The 26,328-nt window shown below is 49.1% G+C and carries 23 protein-coding genes; all 23 read left to right on the forward strand.

Annotated features, from left to right (window positions below; genetic code table 11):
* Positions 1-216: 216 nt before the first annotated feature.
* The 23 genes from DWZ45_RS04980 to DWZ45_RS05095 all read left to right on the forward strand — a co-directional run bounded on the left by DWZ45_RS04980 (position 217) and on the right by DWZ45_RS05095 (position 26,277).
* Positions 217-2,331 carry a diguanylate cyclase gene (locus DWZ45_RS04980; protein ID WP_333490942.1) on the forward strand — a complete coding sequence of 705 codons (2,115 nt, stop codon included), beginning with the start codon at positions 217-219 and terminating at the stop codon, positions 2,329-2,331.
* 12 nt (positions 2,332-2,343) lie between these two features.
* The gene (locus tag DWZ45_RS04985; protein ID WP_107000297.1) at positions 2,344-2,700 is read left to right on the forward strand and encodes an Hpt domain-containing protein; all 357 of its coding nucleotides are present in this window, start codon (positions 2,344-2,346) and stop codon (positions 2,698-2,700) included.
* A 184-nt stretch (positions 2,701-2,884) separates the two neighbouring features.
* Positions 2,885-3,169: a co-chaperone GroES gene (locus tag DWZ45_RS04990; protein WP_022359940.1), complete on the forward strand. Its 285-nt coding sequence runs from the start codon at positions 2,885-2,887 to the stop codon at positions 3,167-3,169.
* 74 nt (positions 3,170-3,243) lie between these two features.
* Entirely contained in the window at positions 3,244-4,869 is a 1,626-nt protein-coding gene (groL, locus tag DWZ45_RS04995) for a chaperonin GroEL (RefSeq protein ID WP_022359939.1), read from the forward strand.
* Between the two features lie 381 nt (positions 4,870-5,250).
* A complete protein-coding gene (guaB, locus tag DWZ45_RS05000; RefSeq protein ID WP_022359938.1) occupies positions 5,251-6,705 on the forward strand; it encodes an IMP dehydrogenase in 1,455 nt (484 codons plus the stop codon).
* Positions 6,706-7,134: 429 nt separating this feature from the next.
* The gene (gene nusB / locus DWZ45_RS05005; RefSeq protein WP_107000295.1) at positions 7,135-7,578 is read left to right on the forward strand and encodes a transcription antitermination factor NusB; all 444 of its coding nucleotides are present in this window, start codon (positions 7,135-7,137) and stop codon (positions 7,576-7,578) included.
* Positions 7,579-7,581: 3 nt separating this feature from the next.
* A complete protein-coding gene (gene xseA, locus DWZ45_RS05010) occupies positions 7,582-8,793 on the forward strand; it encodes an exodeoxyribonuclease VII large subunit (protein ID WP_118467963.1) in 1,212 nt (403 codons plus the stop codon).
* Positions 8,794-8,902: 109 nt separating this feature from the next.
* Positions 8,903-9,112 (forward strand): exodeoxyribonuclease VII small subunit, encoded by a 210-nt coding sequence (gene xseB, locus DWZ45_RS05015; RefSeq protein WP_107000293.1) that lies wholly within the window; start codon positions 8,903-8,905, stop codon positions 9,110-9,112.
* A gap of 5 nt (positions 9,113-9,117) precedes the next feature.
* A complete protein-coding gene (locus tag DWZ45_RS05020) occupies positions 9,118-10,008 on the forward strand; it encodes a polyprenyl synthetase family protein (RefSeq protein ID WP_117796477.1) in 891 nt (296 codons plus the stop codon).
* A gap of 61 nt (positions 10,009-10,069) precedes the next feature.
* Positions 10,070-11,950 (forward strand): 1-deoxy-D-xylulose-5-phosphate synthase, encoded by a 1,881-nt coding sequence (gene dxs / locus DWZ45_RS05025; RefSeq protein ID WP_118293819.1) that lies wholly within the window; start codon positions 10,070-10,072, stop codon positions 11,948-11,950.
* 42 nt (positions 11,951-11,992) lie between these two features.
* On the forward strand, positions 11,993-12,841 hold the full coding sequence (locus DWZ45_RS05030; RefSeq protein ID WP_118293818.1) for a TlyA family RNA methyltransferase: 849 nt from the start codon (positions 11,993-11,995) through the stop codon (positions 12,839-12,841).
* Positions 12,838-13,707 carry an NAD(+)/NADH kinase gene (locus DWZ45_RS05035; RefSeq protein ID WP_118467965.1) on the forward strand — a complete coding sequence of 290 codons (870 nt, stop codon included), beginning with the start codon at positions 12,838-12,840 and terminating at the stop codon, positions 13,705-13,707. Before DWZ45_RS05030 ends, DWZ45_RS05035 begins: the two co-directional genes overlap by 4 nt.
* Before the next feature lie 14 nt (positions 13,708-13,721).
* Positions 13,722-14,171 carry an arginine repressor gene (gene argR / locus DWZ45_RS05040; RefSeq protein WP_022359930.1) on the forward strand — a complete coding sequence of 150 codons (450 nt, stop codon included), beginning with the start codon at positions 13,722-13,724 and terminating at the stop codon, positions 14,169-14,171.
* A gap of 59 nt (positions 14,172-14,230) precedes the next feature.
* The gene (gene recN, locus DWZ45_RS05045) at positions 14,231-15,898 is read left to right on the forward strand and encodes a DNA repair protein RecN (RefSeq protein ID WP_118467967.1); all 1,668 of its coding nucleotides are present in this window, start codon (positions 14,231-14,233) and stop codon (positions 15,896-15,898) included.
* Between the two features lie 175 nt (positions 15,899-16,073).
* Positions 16,074-16,976 carry a phosphatidylglycerol lysyltransferase domain-containing protein gene (locus DWZ45_RS05050; protein ID WP_118467969.1) on the forward strand — a complete coding sequence of 301 codons (903 nt, stop codon included), beginning with the start codon at positions 16,074-16,076 and terminating at the stop codon, positions 16,974-16,976.
* 449 nt (positions 16,977-17,425) lie between these two features.
* Positions 17,426-18,562, forward strand: a complete 1,137-nt coding sequence (locus tag DWZ45_RS05060) for a Fic family protein (protein WP_118467971.1) — start codon at positions 17,426-17,428, stop codon at positions 18,560-18,562.
* Between the two features lie 48 nt (positions 18,563-18,610).
* Positions 18,611-18,958, forward strand: coding sequence for a hypothetical protein (locus tag DWZ45_RS05065; RefSeq protein WP_118467973.1), 348 nt, complete (start codon positions 18,611-18,613; stop codon positions 18,956-18,958).
* Positions 18,959-19,064: 106 nt separating this feature from the next.
* A complete protein-coding gene (locus tag DWZ45_RS05070) occupies positions 19,065-20,426 on the forward strand; it encodes an MATE family efflux transporter (RefSeq protein ID WP_118467975.1) in 1,362 nt (453 codons plus the stop codon).
* 148 nt (positions 20,427-20,574) lie between these two features.
* Positions 20,575-21,591 (forward strand): alpha-hydroxy-acid oxidizing protein, encoded by a 1,017-nt coding sequence (locus tag DWZ45_RS05075; RefSeq protein WP_118467977.1) that lies wholly within the window; start codon positions 20,575-20,577, stop codon positions 21,589-21,591.
* 49 nt (positions 21,592-21,640) lie between these two features.
* On the forward strand, positions 21,641-22,828 hold the full coding sequence (locus tag DWZ45_RS05080; RefSeq protein WP_118467979.1) for a phosphopentomutase: 1,188 nt from the start codon (positions 21,641-21,643) through the stop codon (positions 22,826-22,828).
* 43 nt (positions 22,829-22,871) lie between these two features.
* Positions 22,872-23,654 (forward strand): uridine phosphorylase, encoded by a 783-nt coding sequence (udp, locus tag DWZ45_RS05085; RefSeq protein WP_118467981.1) that lies wholly within the window; start codon positions 22,872-22,874, stop codon positions 23,652-23,654.
* Entirely contained in the window at positions 23,647-24,069 is a 423-nt protein-coding gene (gene cdd / locus DWZ45_RS05090; protein WP_118467982.1) for a cytidine deaminase, read from the forward strand. The genes udp and cdd overlap by 8 nt, the downstream gene beginning before the upstream one ends.
* Positions 24,070-24,300: 231 nt before the next feature.
* A complete protein-coding gene (locus DWZ45_RS05095) occupies positions 24,301-26,277 on the forward strand; it encodes an RsiV family protein (protein WP_118467984.1) in 1,977 nt (658 codons plus the stop codon).
* The last annotated feature ends 51 nt before the right edge of the window (positions 26,278-26,328 follow it).

The following is a 26,328-nucleotide window of genomic DNA, read 5'->3' on the forward strand; positions in this document are numbered from 1 at the left end:
TCGATATCCTTATTGTAATACGAAACGCCTAAAAAATAAAGGGAATCTTTTGTGAACAACGGGAAGTGTGTGAATCACGTGTTACGGGGTACGTATGCGTGAACAGTAACACAGGGGCGGTAATTATGTACAGGAAGCATGAGAAAAATGCTTGTTGTCATACCGGAAATCATGTAGAATAAAATTATATATTTGCTAGGTGGTGATAAAAATAAAATGATGAATTTGAATACAAAGATGACGGCGCAGGAATTGGAACAAATGATTGCACAGATGGAAAGGATATTTACGGTTGTACGTATTTTAGATAAAGATCTACTCCATAAGATGGATGTGAGGAACGGGGAACTCCGATCCGAGGACTGCAAATGCTATTCGTTCTGGGAAAAAGGAAAGAATTGTGAGAATTGTGCGGCACAGCGCGCGCTTGCGATGAAGGGACAGTGCATGAAGCTTGAATTTATCGGTCTGAAGATGTATCAGGTCATCGCGAAGTATCTGGAGGTGGATGGAGTTCCCTGTGTGGTGGAGATGATTTCCTGTCTGGATGATGAGACACTTCTTGACGCAGAGGGAAGAGAAGCACTCGTTAAGAAATTTGCACACTACAGGCGCGAGCTGTATGCGGATGCACTGACGAGGAGCTACAGCCGGAGATATTTTGAAGATCAGTTAAAAGAGCAGCGGATGGATGCCGGTATCGCGATGCTCGATCTGGATGATTTTAAGACCTACAATGATATATATGGGCATGTGGCGGGCGATAAAGTGCTGGTGACGGTGTCGGCGGCGATTATAAGCTGTATCCGTAAGACGGACCGCTTGGTGCGTTATGGCGGGGATGAATTCCTGCTTGTGATGCCGGGCATCAGTCTGGAGGCATTTGTTGAGAAGCTGCATCGGATACAGGATCTGATCTGCAACATGAGTGTTGAAGGATATCCGCAACTGAAATTGTCAGTCAGCATCGGCGGTACGCTGACGAACGGGGAGACAGTCGGGAAGGCGATGTGCCGGGCGGACGAATTTATGTATCAGGCGAAGACCTCCAAGAACATGATTGTGACTGAGAAAGATGGACAGTGGACACCGGAGGAGATCGTGGTAGCCGGGCGGCGCAATGCGAGTCGTTACCGCATTTTGATCGTGGACGATTCGGAGATGAACCGTATGATTCTCTCAGAAATGCTGAAAGGCGAATTCGAGATTCTGGAGGCAGAAAATGGTTCAGCATGTCTCGACATGCTGAACCGTTATGAGACGAAGATTTCCCTGATTCTTCTCGATATCGTCATGCCGGGGATGAACGGCTTCGGGGTTCTGGAATACATGAACCGCAACAACCTGATCGGGGATATCCCGGTTATCATGATTTCGGGCGAAGATTCGGGCGAGGTCATCAAGCAGGCGTATGAGTGGGGAGTTTCTGATTATATCAAGCGCCCGTTCGATATGGAGGTTGTACACCGGCGTGTCTTAAATACGATCAAATTGTATGCGAAACAGCGCCGCCTGGTGGCAATGGTGACGAACCAGGTTTTTGAGAAAGAGAAGAATAGCCGGATGCTGATCAGTGTTCTGAGCGAGATCGTGGAATTTCGAAATGGCGAGAGCGGTATGCACGTACTCAATATTAATATATTGACGACGATGATTCTGGAACAGCTCGTCAAGAAGACGGACAAATATCCCTTGTCCTGGTCGAACCGGATGCTGATCAGCACGGCATCATCCCTGCATGACATCGGAAAGATCGGAATTGACGAGAAGATTTTGAATAAACCGGGTCGTCTGACGCCGGAGGAGCGTAAGATCATGGAAAAACATACAGTGATCGGTGCGGACATGCTTGCGAATCTTCAGATGTATGAGGATGAGCCGCTGATGAAAGTGGCGTACCAGATCTGCCGTTGGCACCATGAGCGCTATGATGGAAAAGGATATCCAGATGGTCTAAAAGGGGAGGAGATCCCGATCTCAGCGCAGGTGGTGGCGCTGGCGGATGTGTATGATGCGCTGACAAGTGAGCGCGTCTATAAAAAGGCTTATTCTCATGAGGAGGCGGTGCAGATGATCTGCAACGGAGAGTGTGGTACATTTAACCCGCTCCTGCTTGAGTGCCTGTGTGAGATTCAGGATCCTATTAAAAAGGAGCTGCAGGAGGCAGCATACCGGAGTGAGATGAGTGATCCGGAGCGAAAAAATAAGAAATTTGAACATTATGACAATTCACAGAAGAAGTTTTTCGGCGCGGTGACGCAGGCGATTGAAAAAGAGTATGGAACTGCGGGCGAGGAGCTGAGCCGTATGAAAACTGAGGAAGAGAAATAACAGGAGGCTGTCATGACAATTCAGGAATGCTACAAAGAAATGGGCGGGGATTTTGAAGGAGTTCAGAAACGCTTTGGAGGTGTGGCGCTGGTGGAAAAATTTGCCATCAAGTTTCTGAGCGATTCCAGCTTTCAGGATCTGGAGGATGGATTAAAAGAAAAGGATGCGGAGAAAGCATTCCGCGCGGCACATACCCTGAAAGGAATCTGTCTGAACCTGGGCTTTGATGCCTTCTATGAGGTAAGCGCAGCGCTGACCGAAAAACTGAGAGGCAGAGAACTGACCGGATACGAGGCGGATTTTGCATCGGTAAAAGAGTGTTATGAGAAAACGGTTGCGGCGATTAAGGCATTTGAGGAGAGCAATTAATAGAACGGGGAGAAATGGAATATTTCAGTTCTCCCCGTAAAATTTACTAAAATTTTAGCACTCAACACTTGACGGTGCTAACAGAACGTGTTATAACATACTTCGTAAGAAGAAGATACATATCTGATTACGAAAGAAAAGCAATCAGATGGAATAAATTTGGATGGATAAGGAGGAGCCAATAATGAAGTTAACACCATTATTTGACAGAGTTGTATTAAAGCAGTTAGTTGCAGAGGAGACGACCAAATCAGGTATCGTTCTTCCGGGTCAGGCAAAAGAGAAACCGCAGCAGGCAGAGGTAATCGCGGTTGGTCCTGGCGGAGTGGTAGATGGAAAAGAAATCACGATGCAGGTAAAGGTTGGCGATAAAGTTATCTATTCGAAATACTCAGGCACAGAAGTTGAGCTGGACAATGAGAAATATGTCATTGTAAAACAGAATGATATTCTGGCTGTTATCGGTTAATCGATGGGCAGGATGTCTGGAAGACAGATGCTGATCGGAACGTTTATTCAAGAAAATTATGGAGGTTGATAACCATGGCAAAGGAAATTAAATATGGCGTAGAAGCCAGAAAAGCCCTGGAAGCGGGCGTAAATCAGTTAGCAGATACCGTAAGAGTTACATTAGGACCGAAAGGCAGAAACGTAGTTCTGGATAAATCCTTCGGCGCTCCGCTCATTACCAACGATGGTGTGACCATTGCGAAGGAGATCGAGCTGGCAGACCCGTTTGAGAACATGGGCGCACAGCTGGTGAAGGAAGTAGCAACCAAGACCAACGATGCAGCTGGTGATGGTACTACAACCGCAACCGTTCTGGCCCAGGCGATGATCAACGAAGGTATGAAGAACCTGGCAGCAGGTGCTAACCCGATCATTATGAGAAAGGGTATGAAGAAAGCCACAGATGCAGCCGTAGAGGCAATCAAAGGCATGAAGAAGGACGTTAAGAGCCAGGCAGATATCGCAAGAGTCGCTGCTATCTCTTCCGCTGATGAGGAAGTAGGCCAGATGGTAGCAGACGCGATGGAGAAGGTTTCCAAAGACGGCGTTATTACCATTGAAGAGTCCAAGACTATGAAGACTGAGCTTGATCTGGTAGAAGGCATGCAGTTTGACCGTGGCTATGTATCTGCATACATGGCAACTGATATGGAGAAGATGGAAGCCGTTCTGGACGATCCGTACATCTTAATTACCGATAAGAAGATCTCCAACATTCAGGAGATTCTGCCGCTGCTGGAACAGCTGGTACAGTCTGGTTCCAAGCTGCTCATCATCGCTGAGGACATTGAGGGTGAGGCGCTGACCACCCTGATTGTCAATAAGCTGAGAGGTACTTTCACCGTTGTTGGTGTGAAGGCTCCGGGTTACGGCGATAGAAGAAAAGAAATGTTAAAGGATATTGCAATCCTGACTGGCGGTACTGTTATTTCCGAGGAACTGGGACTTGAATTAAAGGATACCACCATGGATCAGCTTGGTCGTGCGAAATCCGTTAAAGTTCAGAAAGAGAACACCATCATCGTAGATGGCTGCGGCGATAAGAAAGCCATCGCAGACCGTGTGGCTCAGATTAAGGCTCAGATTGAGGAAACCACTTCTGATTTTGACCGTGAGAAACTGCAGGAGAGACTGGCTAAGATGGCTGGCGGCGTAGCCGTTATCCGTGTTGGTGCAGCGACCGAGGCTGAGATGAAGGAAGCTAAGATGCGTATGGAAGATGCCCTGTCCGCAGCAAAGGCAGCTGTTGAGGAAGGCATCATCGCAGGCGGCGGATCTGCATATGTTCACGCAGCAGCAGAAGTTCAGAAGGTAGTAGACGGACTGGAAGGCGACGAGAAGACCGGCGGCCGTATCGTCCTGAAAGCTCTGGAAGCTCCGCTGTTCCACATCGCAGCAAACGCAGGTCTGGAAGGCTCTGTTATCATCAACAAGGTAAAAGAGTCCCCGGTAGGCGTAGGTTACGATGCTTACAATGAGGAATACGTAGATATGGTAGAAGCAGGCATCCTGGATCCGGCAAAGGTAACCAGAAGTGCCCTGCAGAACGCAACCAGCGTTGCATCTACCCTGCTTACAACCGAGTCTGCAGTTGCCAACATCAAAGAAGATGCACCGGCAGGTCCGGCAGCAGGCGCTGGCATGGGCGGCATGATGTAAGTAAGAGAGCCGGAAAATGGCGGAAGATGTTACATCAGAGATGCAGTATCGAATGTAGAAAATAAAAATGGTAATTTATAGAAAGAATCTCTGACAGGCAGCTGCCAGGGGAGAGAAGGACTGCTATGCGAAGGTGTGGCAGTCCTTCTTTTTTGGTGAAAAAATTGGCAAGGAAATGAGGCTAAGGATGACTGCATTATTAATACTTATCTGATTGGTATTATTTATAAGATACACTAATTAAATGGCGTAAGTAAATTCTATCGTCAACCCCTTTATTCTCCGGTTGACATATTTCAAAAAACTTGCTAAAATCAATTATTAACATCAGACAGTTTTCAATGTCCAGTGTTTAAAATTTACGAAAGTGAGGGTAATATAATGGGTAAGATTATTGGCGATGGCATTACATTTGATGATGTCCTGCTTGTGCCGTCCTATTCTGAGGTTATTCCGAATCAGGTAAACTTGACGACACATCTGACCAAGAAGATTCAGCTGAACATCCCCCTGATGAGTGCCGGCATGGATACGGTTACAGAGCACCGCATGGCGATTGCAATGGCAAGACAGGGTGGAATTGGTATTATTCACAAGAACATGTCGATCGAGGCGCAGGCTGAGGAGGTCGATAAAGTAAAACGTTCTGAGAATGGTGTAATCACTGACCCGTTTTATTTATCCCCAGAGCATACATTAAAGGATGCGGATGAGCTGATGGGCAAGTTCCGGATTTCCGGTGTTCCGATCACAGAGGGAAGAAAACTGGTTGGTATTATCACAAACCGTGACCTCAAGTTCGAGGAAGATTTCTCCAAGAAGATTAAAGAGTGCATGACTTCTGAGCATCTGGTTACCGCTCCGGAGGGCATCACCCTGACGGAGGCAAAGAAGATTCTTGCCAAGGCACGTGTCGAGAAGCTTCCGATCGTGGACAAGGATTTTAACCTCAAGGGTCTTATTACTATCAAGGATATTGAGAAACAGATCAAGTATCCGTTCTCTGCAAAGGATGCACAGGGACGTCTGCTCTGCGGTGCGGCAGTAGGTATCACTGCAAACGTGCTGGATCGTGTGGAAGCCTTGGTGAAAGCAAAAGTAGACGTAGTTGTTCTCGACTCTGCACATGGACATTCTGAGAATGTTCTTCACTGTGTCAGAATGATCAAGGAAGCATATCCGGATCTGCAGGTAATAGCAGGTAACGTAGCGACCGGAGAGGCAACAAAAGCTCTCATCGAGGCAGGCGTTGACGCGGTCAAGGTTGGTATCGGACCGGGTTCCATCTGTACGACCCGTGTTGTAGCAGGTATCGGCGTTCCGCAGATCACCGCTGTTATGGACTGCTACGCAGTTGCCAAAGAGTACGGCATTCCGATCATCGCAGACGGCGGTATCAAGTATTCTGGCGATCTGACGAAGGCGATCGCAGCAGGCGGCAGCGTCTGCATGATGGGTTCCATGTTTGCAGGATGCGATGAGAGCCCGGGAACTTTTGAGCTGTACCAGGGAAGAAAATACAAAGTATACCGCGGCATGGGTTCCATCGCAGCGATGGAGAACGGCAGCAAGGATCGTTACTTCCAGAGCGATGCGAAGAAACTCGTTCCGGAGGGTGTAGAAGGACGTGTTGCATACAAGGGAATGGTAGAAGATACCGTATTCCAGATGCTCGGCGGTCTGCGTGCTGGTATGGGTTACTGCGGCGCATCGGATATTCCGACTCTTCAGGAGACCGGACGTTTCATCAAGATTTCCGCAGCATCCTTAAAAGAGAGCCATCCGCATGATATCCACATCACAAAAGAGGCTCCGAACTACAGCGTGGATGAATAAAAATTGGATAGCATAAGCAATCGATAAGATTGTAAACGATATAAAAGCGGCGTTTCTGCTTCAGCAGGGATGCCGCTTTTTTGGCGGGTTACTGTTCACGCATACGTGTCCAGTGACGGAATTTGCCGTGGCTTCGCATTTAAATACGGCAAATTCCTGCTGCCACCACGTTTTCTTACGGCACTTTCGGTTCCAAAAGTGCCTACCCGTGAACAGTAACTTTGGCGGATTCTTTTTCTCAAACTCTTGTGAAAAAACCGGGGATACGTTATAATGATACATTAGAATAGTAGAAATATAACAATTATGCAGGAAAGACTGTGGATATTCAGAAAACGATTGCAGCGGATTACGAAAGGGATATTTGCGATACCGAGGCAGCAAATCGGGCGTATCAGACGGATAGAAACAGGTAACAGGAGGATTAGTATGACCAGAAGAGAACTGAGAGAACATTGCTTTAAGCTGCTTTTCTGTGCGGATTTTTACCCGACGGATGAGATGCAGGAGCAGGTGGATGTATATTTTACAGAGCCGAAAGAGGAGGACGATGTTCCGAGCGGAATCGGCGATATCATCCATAATCCGATGTTAGACACCTTTGACGGCGGATACGTAAAGAGCAAGGTTGAGAAGATTCTGGATGTGCTTCCGGAGCTTGACAAGGCAATCGATGGGGTTGCACAGGGATGGACTACCCGCCGTATGGGCAAGGTGGAACTGACGATCCTGCGCCTGGCATTATACGAGATCAAGCACGATGACGATGTACCGGAGAAGGTAGCGATCAATGAGGCGGTCGAGCTGGCGAAGAAGTTCGGCGGCGATGATTCACCGGCATTTATCAACGGCATTTTAGCGAAGCTGGTATAAGCGATGGCTGGCGTATATTCGGTTTCGCAGGTTAATGCATACATTAAAAATATGTTCGCACAGGACTTTGCCCTGAACCGGATTTCGGTCAAGGGCGAGGTTTCTAACTGCAAATATCATACGTCCGGTCATATTTATTTTACCTTGAAAGACGGTCTGGGAGCGATGCAGGCAGTTATGTTTGCCAGTAGGCGGAAGGGACTTACGTTCCGTCTGGAAGAAGGACAGCAGGTGGTCGTCAAGGGCAGTATCGAAGTGTATGAGCGGGATGGAAGATACCAGCTCTATGCCAGCGAGATCACGCTGGACGGCACGGGCGATTTATTCCGGCGCTTTGAAAAACTGAGAAATGAATTAGAAGAAATGGGGATGTTTTCCCCGGAATATAAAACGCCGATCTCAAAGTATGCAAAAACGGTCGGTATCGTGACGGCGAGCACCGGCGCAGCAATCCGGGATATTATCAATATCTCGGGACGGCGGAACCCTTACGTGCAGCTTGTCCTCTGCCCGGCACTGGTGCAGGGAGCAGGGGCAGCGCCGAGTATCGTGCGGGCGATCCAGACCCTGGATGCGCTGCATCTGGATGTGCTGATCGTCGGGCGCGGAGGCGGTTCGATTGAGGATCTGTGGGCGTTCAATGAGGAGAGTGTGGCGCGGGCGATTTTTGCGTGCCGGACGCCGGTAATCTCGGCGGTCGGGCATGAGACAGACGTTACGATCGCGGACTATGTGGCGGATCTGCGTGCCCCGACTCCTTCGGCGGCGGCAGAACTGGCGGTTTTTGATTACCACCTGTTTGAGCAGCAGTGCATTGCGGCGGCACAGCAGATGACGAAGCGGATGGAGCAGAAGGCGGAGCAGTATGCCTATCGCCTGGAGCAGTTTCGTCTGCGCCTGCAGCTTCACAGTCCGCAGAGTCAGTTAAATGAGAGACGGCAGTATCTGGAAGATGCGAGAGTTAAGATGGCGCGCCAGATGGAGAAAAAGGTGTCCGATCTGCGCCATCGTCTGGAACTGGTGTGCAGCCGGATGGATGGTCTCTCCCCGTTAAAAAAGATAAGCGGCGGATATGGGTTCGTGACGGATGCAGATGGAAAACGTGTGGAGACAGTGACAGGATTGCAAGCTGGGGATACGCTGACCGTCCGTCTGCCGGATGGACGCGTGGAGGCAGAGATCCGGGAGGTTTATCAGGAAAACCTGCCTGGGTAAAAAAGTGGTTCATTGTGTTGCGTGTGAATCATAACAGAGAGATTTGAGAACACGTTTTCTTTCAGGAAAGATTCCGAGAGTATATTAGATAAAACAGGAGGCAGGATCGATGGAAGAAAATAAGGAAGAACTTTCGATCGAGGAAATGTTTGACCGTCTGGATGGCATTATGCGGACGCTGGAGGACAGCCGCAGCACGCTGGAAGAATCGTTTGCGTCGTATGAGGCGGGAATGCGTCTGGTCCGCGCCTGCAGTGAAAAGATAGATAAGGTTGAAAAACAGATTATGGTCGTAAACGGCGAGGAGACGGAGGCGTGACAGAGATGGAAAATGCAAAGGAACGGCTGGCACAGGCAGTCAAGGAAGCGGAAGAGATTGTATATTCTTATCTTCCGGCAGAGGAAGGGCATCAGAAAACGATCTTTGAAGCGATGAATTACAGCGTGAAGGCAGGCGGCAAACGCCTTCGTCCGATTCTGATGCGTGAGGTATATCGTCTGTTTGGCGGTCAGGGAAAAGAGATTGAGCCGCTGATGGCGGCGATCGAGATGATTCATACATCTTCCCTGATTCATGACGATCTTCCATGTATGGACAATGACGAGTACCGACGTGGAAAAAAGACGACCTGGGTTGCATATGGGTATGATATGGCAGTTCTGGCGGGAGATGCCCTTCTGATCTACGCGATCGAGACGGCGGCAAAGGCATTTGCGATGACGCCGGATGCGGCAAAGGTGGGACGTTGTATCCAGATTTTATCCGAAAAAACGGGTATTTACGGCATGATCGGCGGTCAGACGGTGGATGTGGAACTGACGAATCAGCCGATTCCGAAGGATAAGCTGGATTTTATCTACCGTTTAAAGACGGGAGCTCTTTTGGAGGCTTCGATGGTGATCGGAGCCGTGATGGCGGGCGCGAGCGAAGCTGAGTGCGGGACAGTAGAGCGTATGGCGGCGGCGATCGGTCTGGCGTTCCAGATCCAGGATGATATTCTCGACGTTACCAGCAGCCAGGAGGTGCTTGGAAAACCGGTTCTGAGCGATGAGAAAAACAATAAAACCACTTATGTGACATTGGAGGGAATCGAGAAATCGAAGCATGATGTCAAACAGCTTTCGGAGACGGCGGTTGATATTCTCTATTCCCTGCCTGGAAAGAATGAATTCCTCGAAGAGCTGATCGAGATGCTGGTCAGCCGTGAAAAATAAAAAATCCAATCGAAGACCGGGGACGACAGCGGATGTGGAAAACGGTTTGGGGGATGAAAGAATGGTATTAGATACGATAAAAGGACCGGAGGATGTAAAACGGTTGAGCGAGGAAGAACGCAAGGAGCTGGCGGCGGAAATCCGCGAGTTTCTGATCGAGACGACAAGCCGGACAGGCGGTCATTTGGCGTCCAATTTAGGCGTGGTGGAACTGACGATTGCAATGTTCTGCGCGCTGAATCTTCCGAAGGATAAGATTATTTGGGATGTAGGGCACCAGTCCTATACGCACAAGATTTTAAGCGGGCGGAAGGATAATTTTGATGGGCTGCGCCAGTATGGGGGCTTGAGCGGTTTCCCGAAGCGGAAGGAAAGCCCGTTTGATGCGTTCGACACGGGACACAGCTCGACTTCGATTTCGGCGGGGCTTGGTATGGCACAGGGGCGCGATCTGCTGGGCGAGGATTATTCGATCGTTTCCGTCATCGGGGACGGCGCGCTGACCGGCGGTATGGCGTATGAGGCGCTCAACAATGCGGGACGGCTCAAGACGAATTTTATTATTGTTTTAAATGATAATAATATGTCCATTTCGGAAAATGTCGGCGGTATGTCGCGGTATCTGAATAATCTTCGTGCAGATGAGGGCTACAATCTGTTGAAGAAGAATGTGGCGGGCACGTTATCGCGTATCCCGATGATCGGTTCGGATCTGGTCGGCACGCTGCTCCGGACAAAGAACAGCATCAAGCAGCTTCTGATTCCGGGCATGTGGTTTGAAAATATGGGAATCACGTATTTGGGACCGGTGGATGGACATGATATTAAGGGGTTGATCCGTATTTTCAGCGAGGCGAAAAAGATCAACCGCGCGGTACTGATCCATGTGATTACGAAAAAGGGCAAGGGATACCGTCCGGCGGAGAAGAATCCGTCGGCATTTCACGGAGTTGAACCATTTGATATTGAAACGGGAAAACCGCTCCGGAAAAAGGAACATCCGGGCTATACAGATGTATTTTCCAGAGAAATCTGCCGTCTGGCAGCGGAAAATCCGAAGATCGTGGCGGTGACAGCGGCGATGCCGGATGGAACGGGGCTCAAACGGTTCTCGAAAGAATATCCGGACCGCTTTTTCGATGTGGGAATCGCGGAGGAACACGCGGTTACCTCGGCGGCAGGTATGGCGGCAGCCGGTCTGAAACCGGTGGTGGCGGTGTATTCGTCCTTTTTACAGAGGGCATATGATCAGGTCATTCACGATGTCTGTATCCAGAATCTTCCGGTTGTGTTCTGCGTGGATCGCGCGGGACTGGTCGGAAGCGATGGGGAGACGCATCAGGGTATTTTTGATCTGACATTTCTCTCCTCTGTGCCGAATATGAGCGTGATGGCGCCGAAGAACCGCTGGGAACTGGAAAAGATGCTGCAGTTTGCCATCTCCTACGATGGACCGATTGCGATCCGTTATCCGAGGGGCGAGGCCTACCGGGGCTTGAAGGAATTTCTGGCACCGGTCGAGTATGGCGTCAGCGAGATGTTGTATGAGGAGAGAGGGACGGCGCTTCTGGCAGTCGGAAGCATGGTCAGCACGGCAGAGCATATCCGGGAAAAATTAAAGAGTGCCGGGCAGCCGTGTACGCTGGTCAACGGGCGGTTTGTGAAACCGATGGATACCGACGTGATCGACCATCTGGCAGGAACGCACCATACGATCGTGACACTGGAGGAAAATGTCCTGCGCGGCGGTTACGGCGAGCGGGTGACGGATTATGTACAGAAGCATTATCCGCAGATCAAGGTAGTTAATATAGCGCTGCCGGATGCCTACGTCGAACACGGAAATGTGTCGGTGCTCCGGAATGAGCTGGGAATTGACAGTGATTCGATTCTGGCGCAGCTGAAACGTGAAGGTGTGCTGCAGACTGACGCGGAAGCATGATGGGAAACAAAAGAGTGGCAGCAGCGGAAGGAAGAACATAGAATGAAAGAACGGTTAGATGTACTTCTCGTCAAGAGAGGTCTGGCAGAATCCCGTGAGAAGGCGAAAGCGATCATCATGTCCGGGATTGTATATGTAGAAGATCAGAAAGAAGACAAGGCGGGTACGACCTTCGATGAAAATGCGAAGATCGAGGTACGTGGATCTACCTTAAAATATGTGAGCCGCGGAGGTCTGAAACTGGAGAAGGCGATGACGCATTTCGGAGTGACACTGGATCAAAAGGTCTGTATGGATGTCGGCGCGTCCACAGGCGGATTTACCGACTGTATGCTGCAGAATGGCGCGGTCAAGGTGTTTTCGGTCGATGTAGGACATGGACAGCTGGCGTGGAAACTTCGCAATGATCCGCGTGTGGTCTGCATGGAGAAGACAAACATCCGTTATGTGACACCGGAGGATATCGGCGAGCCGGTAGATTTCTCTTCGATCGACGTTTCCTTTATTTCCCTGACGAAGGTTTTAGGTCCCGTCAAGGAGATTTTAAGCCCGGGCGGCGAGGTGGTTGCATTGATCAAGCCGCAGTTCGAGGCGGGACGTGAGAAAGTCGGAAAGAAGGGCGTTGTCCGCGAGAAGAGCACGCATCTGGAGGTCATTCAGATGGTGATGGCATATGCGGCGGAGATCGGTTTTGAGATCCGGAATCTGGAATTTTCCCCGATCAAGGGACCGGAGGGAAATATCGAGTACCTCCTGTATCTGCATAAACCGGAGCAGGCATCGGAGGAAACTGTGACTGGTGAGGAAGCACTTGCAAAAGCGGAAAAAGAGTGTCCGGTTTCACCGGAACAGGTTGTTGAGGAAGCTCACATGGAGTTAGACAAAACATGAGAAATTTCTATCTGATTGTAAACCGCGAAAAGCCGCGCGTAGAGGAGGCCGCCGATCTGATTTGCAGCTTTTTTGCAGAGCAGGGCTGCCGCTGCATCCGTCTGGACCGTCATGACGGGCTTCGCCGGGATGCTGGGGTGATACCGGCGTATCGCTATACGGATCGTCGGACCGTGCCGGAGGACACAGACTGTGTGATCTGTCTGGGCGGTGATGGAACGTTGATTCAGGCGGCGCGTGATCTGGCGGGACGGAAGATTCCGCTGTTTGGCATCAATATGGGGCATCTGGGGTATCTGACGCAGATTGGGCATGAGGAGGACATTCTGCCTGCCATGCGGGATCTGATGGAAGACCACTACCGTCTGGAAAGTCGGATGATGATCAAGGGGTGCGTGATTTCTGGCGGGAAGGTTGTTATGGAGGATATCGCCCTGAATGATATCGTCCTGAACCGTATGGGAATTGATGCGTTCCGGTTTGAGCTGGCTGTCAATGGACAGCTGTTTAACGAATATTCGGCGGACGGCATGGTGGTTGCGACCCCGACCGGTTCGACGGCATACAACCTGTCAGCGGGCGGTCCGATCGTGGCGCCGGAGGCGGAACTGCTGGTATTGACGCCGCTCTGCCCGCATTCACTCAATTCGCGCAGCATCGTTCTGCCGCCGGATAACCATTTGAGTCTGCAGATTCAGACGACCGGGCGGACGAAGGTTTCGCTGAGCTTTGACGGCGATACGGTGGTTGATATTGAGCCGGGCGATACAATCGAGATAGCAAAATCAGAGATCGAGACGACTTTGATTCAGCTCAAACAGGTGCCATTTTTGGAAAATATACGGAACAAAATGAAACAGATATAAAAGGAGTCAGAGCCATGAAAATGGAACGTCACAGCAAGATTGTGGAATTGATTGGAAAATATGAGATTGAAACGCAGGAAGAGCTGGCGGAATATCTGAATAAAGAGGGATACAATGTCACGCAGGCAACGGTTTCCAGGGACATCCGGGAGTTAAAGCTGTCTAAGATCCAGACAGAAAACGGCGGACAGAAATATGCGGTTTTCCATCCTCAGACGGCGTTCAATGATAAATATACCCGTATTCTGCACGATAGCTTCGTTTCCATGGATATGGCGCAGAACATCCTTGTCATCAAGACGGTGTCAGGCATGGCGATGGCAGTCGCGGCAGCGCTCGACGCCATCCATTTTTCAGAGATTGTCGGCTGCATCGCCGGGGACGATACGGTCATGTGTGCAGTCCGTACGGTGGACGATACGATCGTGCTGATGGACAAGATCCGCAAGCTGATTGCGGGATGAGGGAAGGTGGGTTCACGCATTTTTTGCGGGAACCGCTGATAAGGAGGAACGGAAAGCGGATGCTTTATCATTTACGAGTGAAAAATCTGGCTCTGATCGATTCGGCGGAGGTGGAGTTCGGGGACGGACTCAACATTCTGACCGGTGAGACGGGAGCCGGAAAATCGATCATCATCGGTTCGGTCCAGATCGCGCTGGGCGGAAAAGCACCGAAAGAGATGATCCGCCGGGGCTGCGACAGCGCCTACATTGAATTGGTTTTCTCCATCGATGATGAGAGAAAGCGCGAGCAGTTGAAGGAACATGATGTTTACCCTGATGAAGAGGGAATTTTAATCATTTCTAAGAAAATCACACCGACCCGGAGCATCAGCCGCATCAACGACGAGACGGTAACGGCGGCAAGGCTGCGGGAGATCACGGGTCTTCTGATCGATCTGCACGGACAGCATGAACACCAGTCGCTGGTGAATGCGTCAAAACATCTGGAAATCCTCGATGCGTATGGCGGGGAGAAACTTCTCCCATTCAAACAGAATACGGAAGCTGCTTATCGCCTGTATATGCAGTTAAAACAGAAATGTGCCGCATTTGCATCCGATCAGGAGACGAGGCTGCGGGAGATGGATTTCTGCCGGTTTGAGATCGAGGAGATTGAAAATGCCGCGTTAAAGGATGGCGAAGAGGAAAAGATGGCAGCCGATTTTAAGCGGTTTTCCAATGCCAGACGGATTGCTGAGAGTCTTTCACAGGCATATGACGCGGTGTCCGGTGATGCGGTGTCGCGGGCATTCCGTGAGATTGACGGCGCGATGGCGTTTGATGAGGGATTAAAGGGGATTCGCGACGAGCTGTGCGATGTGGATTCGCTGCTCTCGGATCTTTCCAGGGAGATCGCCGGATATATGGACGATATGACCTTTGACGAAGCGGCATTTCAGGCGACACAGGAGCGGCTTGACCTGATCCGGAGCCTGGAAACCAAGTATGGGAAGACGATCCCGGAGGTACTTCAGGCGTTGGAAGAAAAGAAAGCGCGACTGCAGGAACTGGAGAATTACGATGAACTTCGGGAACAGGCGGAAAAAGAACTGGAACAGGCGGAAGCAGTACTGAAAGAACATTCCGAGGCATTGTCAGCAGCGCGTAAGCAGTTTGCCGGGGAGCTGGTGGAGAAGATCGCAGACGGGCTTCGGGAACTGAATTTCCTTGATGTGCAGTTTGAGATGGAGTTTAGGCGGCTGGATCATTTCACGGCGGGCGGTATCGACGAGCCGGAATTCCTGATTTCCACGAATCCGGGCGAACCGGTTCGGCCGCTCGGTATGGTGGCGTCCGGCGGTGAGCTGTCGCGTATCATGCTGGCAATCAAGACGGTGCTGGCGGAGACCGATCAGGTTCCAACGTTGATTTTTGATGAGATTGACACCGGTATCAGCGGGCGGACTGCACAGATGGTATCGGAGAAGCTGCGGATCCTCTCCAAATGCCGTCAAGTCATCTGCATCACGCACCTGCCGCAGATCGCGGCGATGGCGGACCAGCACTTCGAGATCCGCAAATCCGCGTCCGATGGACGGACGGCAACCTCCATCCGCGCCTTAGACCGCGAGGCGATGGTGGACGAGCTTGCGAGACTTCTGGGCGGCGCGGAGATCACCGAGACTGTGCGGCAGAATGCGGAGGAGATGAAGAAGCTGGCAAAGAAGCGGAAGCTGGAGGTGTGATTATAAATTAAATATAAGATTCGGATTCAGAAAAATGTCGCGTAAGGCGGCATTTTTTTGATCCCCAGATACCAATTAGGTCGAAGTTTGACCGTTTGCGTCGAAGTGGTTTTGCCGCAGCTGTACTTTTCTTCTTCTTTGGTGAGAAAGTAGATGCAGGGGAGGAGAGCAACGCATGATAAAATTTGAACCATTGACACCGGAGAAGTTGATTGGTCTGCAGCCGTATTTTTCGCTGCACCCGACGGACTGTGCAGAATCCCGTTTTGCCTATCATCTGCTCTGGAGACCTTATTATGAGACAAAATACTATGCGGACGAAAAGGGGCTTGTGTGGCTTCAGAAGATCGATTATGATGAGCAGGCGACGATGGTCCCGGTCTGCGCCCTGGGGCATATGCGGGAAAACTTTGACCGTCTGCAGGAATATTTCACAGCAATCGGTGTGAAAATGCATATGTATCTGGTGGATGAGGCGGCGCTTGGAGCGATTCGCCCGGATCCGGAGCGCTATGAGGTGCTGGAGGATCGGGACAGCTTTGACTATATTTATTCCGGGGAAGAAATGCGTGTCCTTCCCGGAAGAAAATATTCAAAAATGAAAAACCGGATTTCGCGATTCCATCGGGATTACGGGGAAACGGCAGAGTTTGTGATCCTGAATCCGGAGGATGAGGGCGGGATACGGACGTTTTTGGAACGCTGGTCTAAGAATAAGGAGAGCGACGATGATCTGAACCGGCTGGACAGCGAAGAGCAGGGGATCTTTGAGACAATCCGTTTTGGACGTGAGGCGGGGATCACGATGGCGGGAGTCCGGATAGGAGGAACTCTGGAAGCATTTTCGATGGGAACGATGAATCAGGAGAGAAATATGACTGTTACCCATGTGGAAAAGGCGAATCTGGAGTTACGCGGGCTTTATAATTACCTGGAAAAAGAATTTTTAACGCACGTTTATCCGGAGGCGGAATTTGTAAACCGGGAAGACGATATGGGACTTGAAAATCTCAGGCGGACGAAAGAGAGTATGCATCCGGTTCGCCTGGAGAAGAAGTATACGATTTTAGAGCGATAATCATAAAGATTAGAAAAACAATGTTTTTGGAATATAAAGTACAGAAAGAATTGTTTTGGTAGTCTTTCGGATAAGAATGATTGGAACGAGGCAGCCACCGGATAAAAAATATCGGGCGGCTGCCTCGGGGCTCTTGTAGAGAATCAGGTGATTCAGTGCGGTAAATGTCAAAAAATTCGGTTCGGGTATTATTTTGATATATCATATAAGAAATTTGAATTAGAAGAAATTAGGGGCTGTGAAATAAGTCCCTTTGATATAAATTTGTACCTTGAAAATTTAACACGATATATAAAAACATTGGATTTTCTGGTAAAATATAGGTAAGATTTTGTGAGGTGAGCCATATGTCTTTTGTTAAAAATGATAATCAACAACTTACTCTTTTAGATAGCACGTTCAATCTTACAGAAGATAGAATTATAAGACTATGAAGCGAGGTAGTGGATATGGAAAAAGACCCGTTTAAGGAATATTTGAGGGAGTCTGAACCGGATAAAGCTTATAAGGGATATGCTTGGAGTACGGCAATTGGACTTCAGGCGGTGGACGGACTCAAACCATCTAAATATTTGATTGATACTGCCATTCAGAATATTGAAGGAAAAATCACGATGAAGGAAGCACAGAGTCTTATCGACAGTTACTATGAAGAAAGACCAGTGCATTTGTCCGATGATGAGCGTACCGAAGAAGCAGATAAGGTTTCGTCCCGTATCGCAGAAATTCTTTCTGAAACAGCGTTTTCATTTTCGCCAAACGAGTATGTATCTATCCACCGTAAACTCTTTCAGGGTATTTATAAACACGCCGGAAAGATTAGAGATTACAACATTACAAAGAAAGAATGGGTGCTTGATGGGGCAACTGTTATGTATGGCAGTGCTTCAGAACTGAGAGCCACACTTGAATATGATTTTTCGCAGGAGAAGGATTTTAGCTATAAAGGGCTTTCAATGGACGAGATTATCCATCATCTTGCGGTATTTGTTTCAAGGTTATGGCAAATCCATATCTTCGGGGAAGGCAATACGAGAACAACAGCAGTGTTCTTTATCAAATATTTAAGGACGCTTGGGTTCTCTGCAACCAATGATATTTTTGCAGAAAATGCCTGGTATTTCAGAAATGCACTTGTGCGTGCAAACTATACGAACCTGCAAAAAGGCATTCACGAAACAACAGAGTATTTGGAAGCATTTCTCAGAAATTTGCTTTTGAACGAGAAAAATGAGCTTCATAATCGAAATCTTCATATAAGTGAACTTTTGAACGAAGAAAAAGTGGACATTGGGGACAAAAAAGTGGATGTTGAGAGTGGAAAAGTGGACATTCGAGACAAAAAAGTGGATATTGAAAGTTTATTTTTCGAAAAAAGTAGTGATTTCTCGGCAAAAACGACGATTCATATCCATAGACTTTTTGAGAAGTTTGGCTTTGATGAGGTGTTTGGAAGAAGTGCAGTTATGGAGCTTCTTGAGCTGAAAGGTTCAGGTGCTTCAAAACTTCTTTCCAATTTGGTAAAGGCAGACATTATTGAACCAGTATCCGGTCATGGAAAAGGAAAATATAAATTCAAGAAGTAGTTCACGTATTGTAGAATTTCCACTCATCGAGTGGAAATTTTGCTTAATATGATAGAAATATTTTCCAAAAATCCGGATTTCATTATATTGGAAGATGATGCAGTTCTCACCCCGCTTCTGATAGATGATGAAATATCTAGTTTGTCGGCAATCCTTTTAAATGAAGCGTATTATGAATTGCTAAAAACCGGACAAAAGAGGGTTGATGGCATTCCAGTATTAAGTCCGACTTGCCTGATACCATTTAAGGCGAAAGTGTGGCTGGGTTTAAAAGAACGCAAGTTGAATGGAGATCAGGTTGACAGCAAAAATATAAAGAAACATAAAAACGATGTGTGCCGATTAGCACAGTTAATCACAGCAAATGGGCTGCACACTCAGCGCAAGAAGTATTGAGAATTTGCTGGCAGTCGGCTATAATGAGATCGAGAACATATGCGTGCAGAGGGGCGATGAATAGTCATCGACTGTGTGCATAAATATGATTCATTTTGGGGGTTTTATGGGGGCTGAAAGCAAAACGAGGATGACAGAGGGAAGTATCTCTAAGAAGATTATTTTATTTGCCATACCATTGTTTCTGGGAAATCTGTTTCAGCAGCTGTATAATACAGCGGATTCCCTGATTGTAGGTAATTATCTTGGCAGCAATGCGCTGGCAGCAGTCAGTTCGTCAGGAAACCTGATTTTCCTGATGGTAGGTTTTATTAACGGTATTGCCATGGGAGCCGGTGTGGTAATTGCCAGGTATTATGGGGCGAAAAACAAGGATTATCTCCAGAGAGCGATTCATACAACCACAGCCTTCGGTCTGGTGGCCGGAATCACACTTACGGCTGCGGGAATGTATCTGGCACCGAAGATTCTGGTACTGATGGGAACACCGGCAGATGTACTTCCGGAATCGATTGTATATTTTCAAACCTATTTTGCAGGTTCTCTGGGTGTAGTCATGTACAATATTTTCGTTGGAATCCTGCAGTCGGTGGGGGACGGCCGCCATCCGCTGATCTATCTGATTATTTCCTCCTGTGTGAATGTGGTGTTGGATATCTTCTTTATCACAGGACTTGGCATGGGAGTGGGATCGGCAGCCCTGGCAACGGCTATATCCCAGTTTGTCAGTGCGATTCTCTGTATGGTGCATCTGATGCGGGTGAAGGAAGATTACCGGCTGGAGCTTAGGAGGATTTGTTTTGACAGACATATGCTGAGGCAGATTATTCAGAATGGTGTACCTTCCGGTTTCCAGAACTCAGTCATTGCCATAGCCAACGTGTTTGTACAGTCCAACATCAATGCATTCGGTAAAATGGCCATGGCAGGCTGCGGAGCTTATTCTAAGGTAGAAGGTTTTGCCTTCCTGCCGGTGACCTGCTTTACTATGGCGATAACTACCTTTGTGGGACAGAATCTTGGGGCAAAGCAGTATGACAGAGCAAAGAAAGGTGCGAAGTTCGGTATCCTCTGCTCCATCTTCATTGCAGAACTGATTGGTATCACCATATATACGGCGGCACCGGTGCTGATTGCAGCATTCAACCGTGATCCGGATGTGATACATTATGGGGTGATGCAGGCCAGAACCATTGCGTTGTTTTATTGTTTATTGGCATTTACTCACTGTATCGCGGCTGTACTCCGGGGTTCCGGCAATGCTGCCGTGCCCATGATTGTTCTGCTCTGTGTATGGTGTCTGTTCCGTGTCAGCTACATCACACTGGCAGTGCGTCTGATTCCGGATATCCGGGTCATATTCTGGGCATACCCACTGACCTGGAGCATCAGCTCGGTGATTTTCCTGTTTTTGTTTTTAAGGGGAAATTGGGTGCATGGATTTGAGAAGAGGCCGAAGAAGGAATAGGTTTTTGCTATATCATATGTGAAATAATTGCTTTGAGTGGTGGACAGCTGCTTACCGGAAATGATGCAGCTGTCAAAAAATTTCTCGCAGAATCAAGTATAAAAGGATTTCGAGACCACATGAAAGTGACAGGGAGGTAACCAGATTAATGAATTATGCAGAATGTTTAGAACTGGCAAGAGGAAAAATGGGTAATTACTGCAAGGCCTGTCCGGAATGCAACGGAAGAGCCTGCAAGAATCAGATGCCGGGTCCGGGAGCCAAAGGAATCGGAGATACGGCGATTCGGAATTATGACAAATGGAAGGAAATCCGTGTCCAGATGGATACACTGGTGGAGAAACGTCCCATCGATACCTCTCTTTCGTTGTTTGGAAAGAATTTTCAGTATCCGTTTTTTGCAGGTCCGGTGGGAGCCGTGAATATGCATTACGGCGATTCACTGAATGATGTTTCTTACAATGATATATTAGTTTCTTCCTGCGCAGAGTTTGGAATTGCTGCTTTTACAGGAGACGGAATGGACAGCAATGTGATGGTGGCTGCCACGGAAGCCATCAAAAAGGCAGGGGGACTGGGAATTCCTACAGTGAAGCCATGGAATGTGGCGATGATTCGTGAAAAGATGGCGCTTGTCAAGGATGCAGGTGCTTTCGCGGCTGCCATGGATATCGATGCGGCAGGCCTTCCATTTTTGAAAAATTTCAATCCTCCGGCCGGAAGTAAATCAGTGGAGGAGCTTCGTGAGATCGTGAAGGCAGCAGGAGTCCCTTTTATTGTAAAGGGTATTATGACGGTAAAAGGCGCTTTGAAGGCTAAAGAGGCCGGTGCGGCAGCCATCGTGGTATCTAACCATGGAGGAAGAGTCCTGGACCAGTGTCCGGCAACGGCAGAGGTTCTGGAAGAAATAGCAAAGGCAGTGGACGGTTCCATGAAAATCTTCGTGGATGGCGGAATCCGTTCCGGTACCGATGTATTTAAGGCATTGGCACTGGGGGCAGATGCGGTTATCATAGCCAGACCTTTCGTCACAGCTGTCTATGGCGGAGGCCGAGAAGGGGTCGAAGCTTATATTCAGAAGATCAGAAGTGAGCTTGCAGATACCATGGCTATGTGCGGAGTATCTTCCCTTGCTGAAATCACCCGCGACTGTGTGAGAGTGTAAAAAAGTAAACTATCAAATATAGCAAAAATTAGTAGAAAGGGTGAGTGATATGCGTTTTAATCGTGTATTTGTAATCGTACTGGATTCCCTTGGAATCGGGCCCATGGCGGATTCAGCCAGATTTGATGATGCCGGTGCGGATACGCTGGGGCACATCTCAGAAACAGTGGAGCATCTGGATATTCCGAATCTGCAGAGATTGGGGCTTGCCAATCTCAAGCCCCTTAAGCAGGTAAAGCCGGCAGAACATCCGGAAGGATATTTTATGGCGATGAATGAGGTAAGCAACGGCAAGGATACCATGACCGGTCATTGGGAGATGATGGGCATCCGGACGGATAAGCCATTTATCACATTTACAGAACATGGATTTCCCAAGGAACTGATTGACGAACTGGAAAAGCGCTGCGGCAGAAAGATAATCGGCAATAAGGCAGCCAGCGGAACGGAGATTCTGGAGGAGCTGGGTGAACAGGAAGTGAATGAAGGAAAGCTGATTGTCTATACATCAGCGGATTCTGTGCTTCAGATCTGTGGCAATGAGGAAACCATGGGACTTGAGACCTTGTATCATTACTGTGAGATTGCCAGAGAACTGACTATGCGGGATGAGTGGAGAGTTGGCCGTGTTATCGCAAGACCCTATGTGGGCAAAAAGCGCGGCGAATTCAAACGGACAAGTAATCGCCATGATTATGCTTTGAAACCCACCGGACCGACGGCGCTGAATACCCTGAAGGATGCCGGATATGATGTGATTTCTGTTGGAAAGATTAACGATATCTTTGTGGGAGAAGGGATAACAGAAAGCAATCATTCCGATAGCAGCGTGCATGGCATGCAGCAGACCATCGATATCGCAAAGCGGGATTTCAAGGGACTTTGCTTTACCAATCTGGTAGATTTTGATGCGTTATGGGGACATCGCAGAAATCCGGTGGGATACGGGGAAGAGATCGAAAAATTTGATAAAAAGCTGGGAGAGCTTCTGCCGCTGCTCCGTGAGGACGATCTGCTGATTCTGACGGCGGATCATGGAAATGATCCAACCTACAAGGGAACGGATCATACGAGAGAGCAGGTCCCGTTTATTGCGTATTCACCATCGGATACGGAAAGCGGGAAGCTTGATACCAGTGACACCTTTGCTGTCATCGGTGCGACTATTGCGGACAATTTCGGTGTCAAGATGCCGGAGGGAACCATCGGAACTTCTATTCTGGATCAGATAAAATAAATGACATTGGACTTGAAGTTAAAAACAGAAAGGCGGCGATTATATGGTTGATTATACAGAAGGAACGGGAAAACAGTACCACACAGGAATCGGTCCGGAGGATATCGGTGGATATGTCATCATGCCGGGGGACCCCAAGCGATGCAAGAAGATAGCAGAACATTTTGAAAATCCGGCGTTAGTTGCGGATAATCGTGAATATACCACATATACGGGAACCATCGATGGGGTAAAAGTCAGTGTGACGTCAACCGGCATCGGTGGTCCGTCAGCGGCTATCGCTATCGAGGAGTTATCCAAGTGCGGAGCCCATACTTTTCTGCGTGTGGGCACCTGTGGCGGTATGCAGGAGGATGTACTGGGCGGAGATATCGTAGTTGCAAGCGGAGCTATCCGCATGGAAGGAACCAGCAGAGAGTACGCTCCCATTGAGTACCCGGCTGTTCCCCATGTGGATGTTATGAATGCCATGATCCGTGCAGCGAAGAATCTGAAGTTCCGCTGTCATGCGGGCGTTGTACAGTCGAAGGATTCCTTCTTTGGACAGCATGAGCCGGAGGTGATGCCGGTCAGCTATGAGCTTGAAAATAAATGGCAGGCATGGCTTCGGATGGGATGTCTGGCTTCGGAGATGGAATCAGCAGCGCTGTTTATCGCAGGCAGCTTCCTTCGGGTGCGTGTAGGTGCCTGTTTCCTGGTTCTGGCCAATCAGGAGCGTGCGAAAAAAGGTCTGTCCAATGAACAGGCCCATGATACAGAGGCAGCGATCCGGACAGCAGTGGAAGCCATCCGTATCTTGATTCGGGAGGATGCGAAAAATGAATAATGAGAGGATAGAAACACTCATCGAGGAGGCATTTGCTGCACGGAAGATGGCTTATACACCTTATTCTCATTTTCAGGTGGGAGCGGCACTGCTGACGGAGGAAGGTAGGATTTACCGTGGCTGCAATATTGAAAATGCAGCCTATACACCGACAAACTGCGCGGAACGCACTGCCTTTTTTAAGGCAGTCAGTGAGGGTGAACGCAGCTTTACAGCGATTGCCATTGTGGGTGGCCCGGAAGGAGCTTCAGAATTTGACTGGTGTGCGCCCTGCGGCGTGTGCCGTCAGGTGATGAAGGAATTCTGCCAGGATGATAGATTTCAGATCATTCTGGCACGTTCGGTGAAGGAATATAAGGTCTATACACTGGCGGAGCTTCTACCGATGGGATTCGGACCGGATAATTTGCAGTAGGAATGCCGATTGCCTCATAAAGCTGGTATGCAGGTGTCAAAGACCCGCGCACTGTAATCTTACAGTTTCATTAATATAACTTAATATATTGGAACACCTTTTGACATTGCAAAAAAAACAGGGTACACTGTATGACAGGCGGGGATGGATTTACCATTTCCGCCTGTATTCAGAAGAAAAAGCGGACGCAGGTCCGATGAAAAATAGAAAAAGTGTGGGGAGTTTGGACGGATGGCTCAGAAAGAGTGGAAACGGGAAGAAATGAAACAGAATCAGGGAAGAACAGAGCAGAACCAGAGAAAAAAGGTTCAGAAAAAGACAGGGTATAGGGCAGTGCTGGCGGCTTCGATGTTTTTGATTGCTGCTTCGGCAGCCCTGTCAGCGTGCAAAAAATCACCGGCGGCTGAGACAACAGCGCAGACACAGGCGGCAGAGGAAACGGAGGGCGCGGTCAGCACGGCGCTCGGAGCGGCGGATCGGGTGCTGGAGGAGAATGGCATGCTGTACCTCAAATACCGCACGGAGATCCGTTCCCTTTCGAAGGAGACAGGCGAGATGAAGACGCTCTGCCAGTTTGACACGAGAGATGAAAACAGCACCTTCTGGGTCTACGGAGGCGGGCTGTATTTTGAGCGGATACAGGCGGAGAGTGGCAGCACACAGGGCACGGAGTTTTATGGGCTGTACCGGCTGGATTTGGAGAGTGGTGTGGAAGAGCATTTAGCGGATCTGACGGATCAGCCGTCGGTGCTCTATGCGTCAAAGAACCGCCTGTATGTCAAGGGTTATAACATGAATGTCATTTATACGCTCGATGAGAATGGCAAAACAGCGGGAGAGTTGTCACCGTCAGACACGATCTACGGGGAGATTCCGGCAGGCTGCAGCGAGCTGTTTAATGGGATTCTTCCATATTATACGGAACAGTTTGGGTATATGCCGGTGCAGAATGAAACCTGCCTGGTGATTGCGGATGTGGACGGCAGCCATCCGAGGGAAATTTCGGATATTACGAATACATCGTCGGTGCTGTTTGCGAAGGACGCATTTTTTGCCCTGCTTCGGGATGGCAATGGAAATACGCAGTGTTACCGCTATGAGGTCTCTGACCCGGAGAAACGGACGCTTTTATATGAGACGGCGGAAAATATCAGCCTGGTGCAGTATCAGGACGGATATTTGTACCTGATGGAAAATCAGGCGTCCCAGATCAGCACGGGAAAGTATTCGTTTAAGCGGATTGCGGCGGATGCTAAGGCAGATGCAGCGGCAAATGCCGCCGAGGCGCAGAATGCGCTTTTTACGGTCGAGGAAGAGCCGGGCATGACGAATGATTTTTCTATGTATGGTAATTTTTATGTGACGGGAAATCAGGCATACTGCCAGCAGTTTAAGGATTACGGCGTTTATCTGGGCGAAAAAACGCTGGATGATGCGGCAAGCGGGGAAGTGACGTTGTTAGAGCCGGTTCTGTTCCAGTCTCCGATCCGGGAGCTGGGGCATGTCGAGGCGCAGTCGGAGACGTTAAAGAGTGCGGATGGAAGCCGGGAGCTGGGAAGTGTGTACGCAGAACGGCTGGTATTTGACGGAGAGGGCGATGCGGTCGAGGCGATGAACCAGACGATGCAGGAGCTGCAGGCGTCGGTTCTGTCGGCGGCGCGGACGGATTCCATGAATCTTGATACGGAGATGAGCATCGATACAGCGGAAACGGACGGATCGGAGGAAGAGGTACTTCCGCAGGAGGCGGATGCAGCGCAGCCGATCTATTCGATGGCTCTTACGATCGACGGAGATGACGCGATTACGTATCTGGATGATCATTATGTCTGCGTCCGTGCGGATGGATACGAATATACGGGAGGCGCACACGGAACGCCGTTCCGCCAGTATTTTGTCTTTGACCGGGAAACGGGGGCACGCCTGTCTTTGAGCGATGTGGTTGAGAATCCGGTGGAGGAGCTGCAGGCGAAGGTTGGTGCGGCATTCCGGGAGCTGGCGGAAAAGACAAATTTTGCTTTTGAATCACCGGAGGATCTGGAACATACGGTGGCAGACGGCATCAGCTACGAATCGCCGTTTTATCTGAGCGAGACGGGCGTGGTTTTCTATTATGCGCCGTATGAGATTGCATCGTATGCGGAAGGATTCCCGGAGGTGACAATTCCGTACAGCGAGTTAGAAATGCGGATTGAACTTAGCAAGTAGGAATTTTCTGAACTGCAACAAATGCGGATTGCGCTTAAGTAGAGATCTTGA

The organism is Clostridium sp. AF32-7AC, from assembly GCF_003477925.1.
GTDB classification, from domain to species: Bacteria; Bacillota; Clostridia; order Lachnospirales; family Lachnospiraceae; genus Otoolea; species Otoolea fessa.

What these genes read in the sequence shown, in the direction of transcription:
- udp (WP_118467981.1), top strand. Translation starts at nt 22,872, where the DNA reads ATGGTTGATTATACAGAAGGAACGGGAAAACAGTACCACACAGGAATC.
- recN (WP_118467967.1), top strand. Translation starts at nt 14,231, where the DNA reads ATGCTTTATCATTTACGAGTGAAAAATCTGGCTCTGATCGATTCGGCG.
- nusB (WP_107000295.1), top strand. Translation starts at nt 7,135, where the DNA reads ATGACCAGAAGAGAACTGAGAGAACATTGCTTTAAGCTGCTTTTCTGT.
- guaB (WP_022359938.1), top strand. Translation starts at nt 5,251, where the DNA reads ATGGGTAAGATTATTGGCGATGGCATTACATTTGATGATGTCCTGCTT.
- xseB (WP_107000293.1), top strand. Translation starts at nt 8,903, where the DNA reads ATGGAAGAAAATAAGGAAGAACTTTCGATCGAGGAAATGTTTGACCGT.
- DWZ45_RS04990 (WP_022359940.1), top strand. Translation starts at nt 2,885, where the DNA reads ATGAAGTTAACACCATTATTTGACAGAGTTGTATTAAAGCAGTTAGTT.
- DWZ45_RS05095 (WP_118467984.1), top strand. Translation starts at nt 24,301, where the DNA reads ATGGCTCAGAAAGAGTGGAAACGGGAAGAAATGAAACAGAATCAGGGA.
- argR (WP_022359930.1), top strand. Translation starts at nt 13,722, where the DNA reads ATGAAAATGGAACGTCACAGCAAGATTGTGGAATTGATTGGAAAATAT.
- groL (WP_022359939.1), top strand. Translation starts at nt 3,244, where the DNA reads ATGGCAAAGGAAATTAAATATGGCGTAGAAGCCAGAAAAGCCCTGGAA.
- dxs (WP_118293819.1), top strand. Translation starts at nt 10,070, where the DNA reads ATGGTATTAGATACGATAAAAGGACCGGAGGATGTAAAACGGTTGAGC.
- DWZ45_RS05065 (WP_118467973.1), top strand. Translation starts at nt 18,611, where the DNA reads ATGATAGAAATATTTTCCAAAAATCCGGATTTCATTATATTGGAAGAT.
- DWZ45_RS05030 (WP_118293818.1), top strand. Translation starts at nt 11,993, where the DNA reads ATGAAAGAACGGTTAGATGTACTTCTCGTCAAGAGAGGTCTGGCAGAA.
- DWZ45_RS05080 (WP_118467979.1), top strand. Translation starts at nt 21,641, where the DNA reads ATGCGTTTTAATCGTGTATTTGTAATCGTACTGGATTCCCTTGGAATC.
- DWZ45_RS05070 (WP_118467975.1), top strand. Translation starts at nt 19,065, where the DNA reads ATGGGGGCTGAAAGCAAAACGAGGATGACAGAGGGAAGTATCTCTAAG.
- xseA (WP_118467963.1), top strand. Translation starts at nt 7,582, where the DNA reads ATGGCTGGCGTATATTCGGTTTCGCAGGTTAATGCATACATTAAAAAT.
- DWZ45_RS04980 (WP_333490942.1), top strand. Translation starts at nt 217, where the DNA reads ATGATGAATTTGAATACAAAGATGACGGCGCAGGAATTGGAACAAATG.
- DWZ45_RS05020 (WP_117796477.1), top strand. Translation starts at nt 9,118, where the DNA reads ATGGAAAATGCAAAGGAACGGCTGGCACAGGCAGTCAAGGAAGCGGAA.
- cdd (WP_118467982.1), top strand. Translation starts at nt 23,647, where the DNA reads ATGAATAATGAGAGGATAGAAACACTCATCGAGGAGGCATTTGCTGCA.
- DWZ45_RS05060 (WP_118467971.1), top strand. Translation starts at nt 17,426, where the DNA reads ATGGAAAAAGACCCGTTTAAGGAATATTTGAGGGAGTCTGAACCGGAT.
- DWZ45_RS05075 (WP_118467977.1), top strand. Translation starts at nt 20,575, where the DNA reads ATGAATTATGCAGAATGTTTAGAACTGGCAAGAGGAAAAATGGGTAAT.
- DWZ45_RS04985 (WP_107000297.1), top strand. Translation starts at nt 2,344, where the DNA reads ATGACAATTCAGGAATGCTACAAAGAAATGGGCGGGGATTTTGAAGGA.
- DWZ45_RS05035 (WP_118467965.1), top strand. Translation starts at nt 12,838, where the DNA reads ATGAGAAATTTCTATCTGATTGTAAACCGCGAAAAGCCGCGCGTAGAG.
- DWZ45_RS05050 (WP_118467969.1), top strand. Translation starts at nt 16,074, where the DNA reads ATGATAAAATTTGAACCATTGACACCGGAGAAGTTGATTGGTCTGCAG.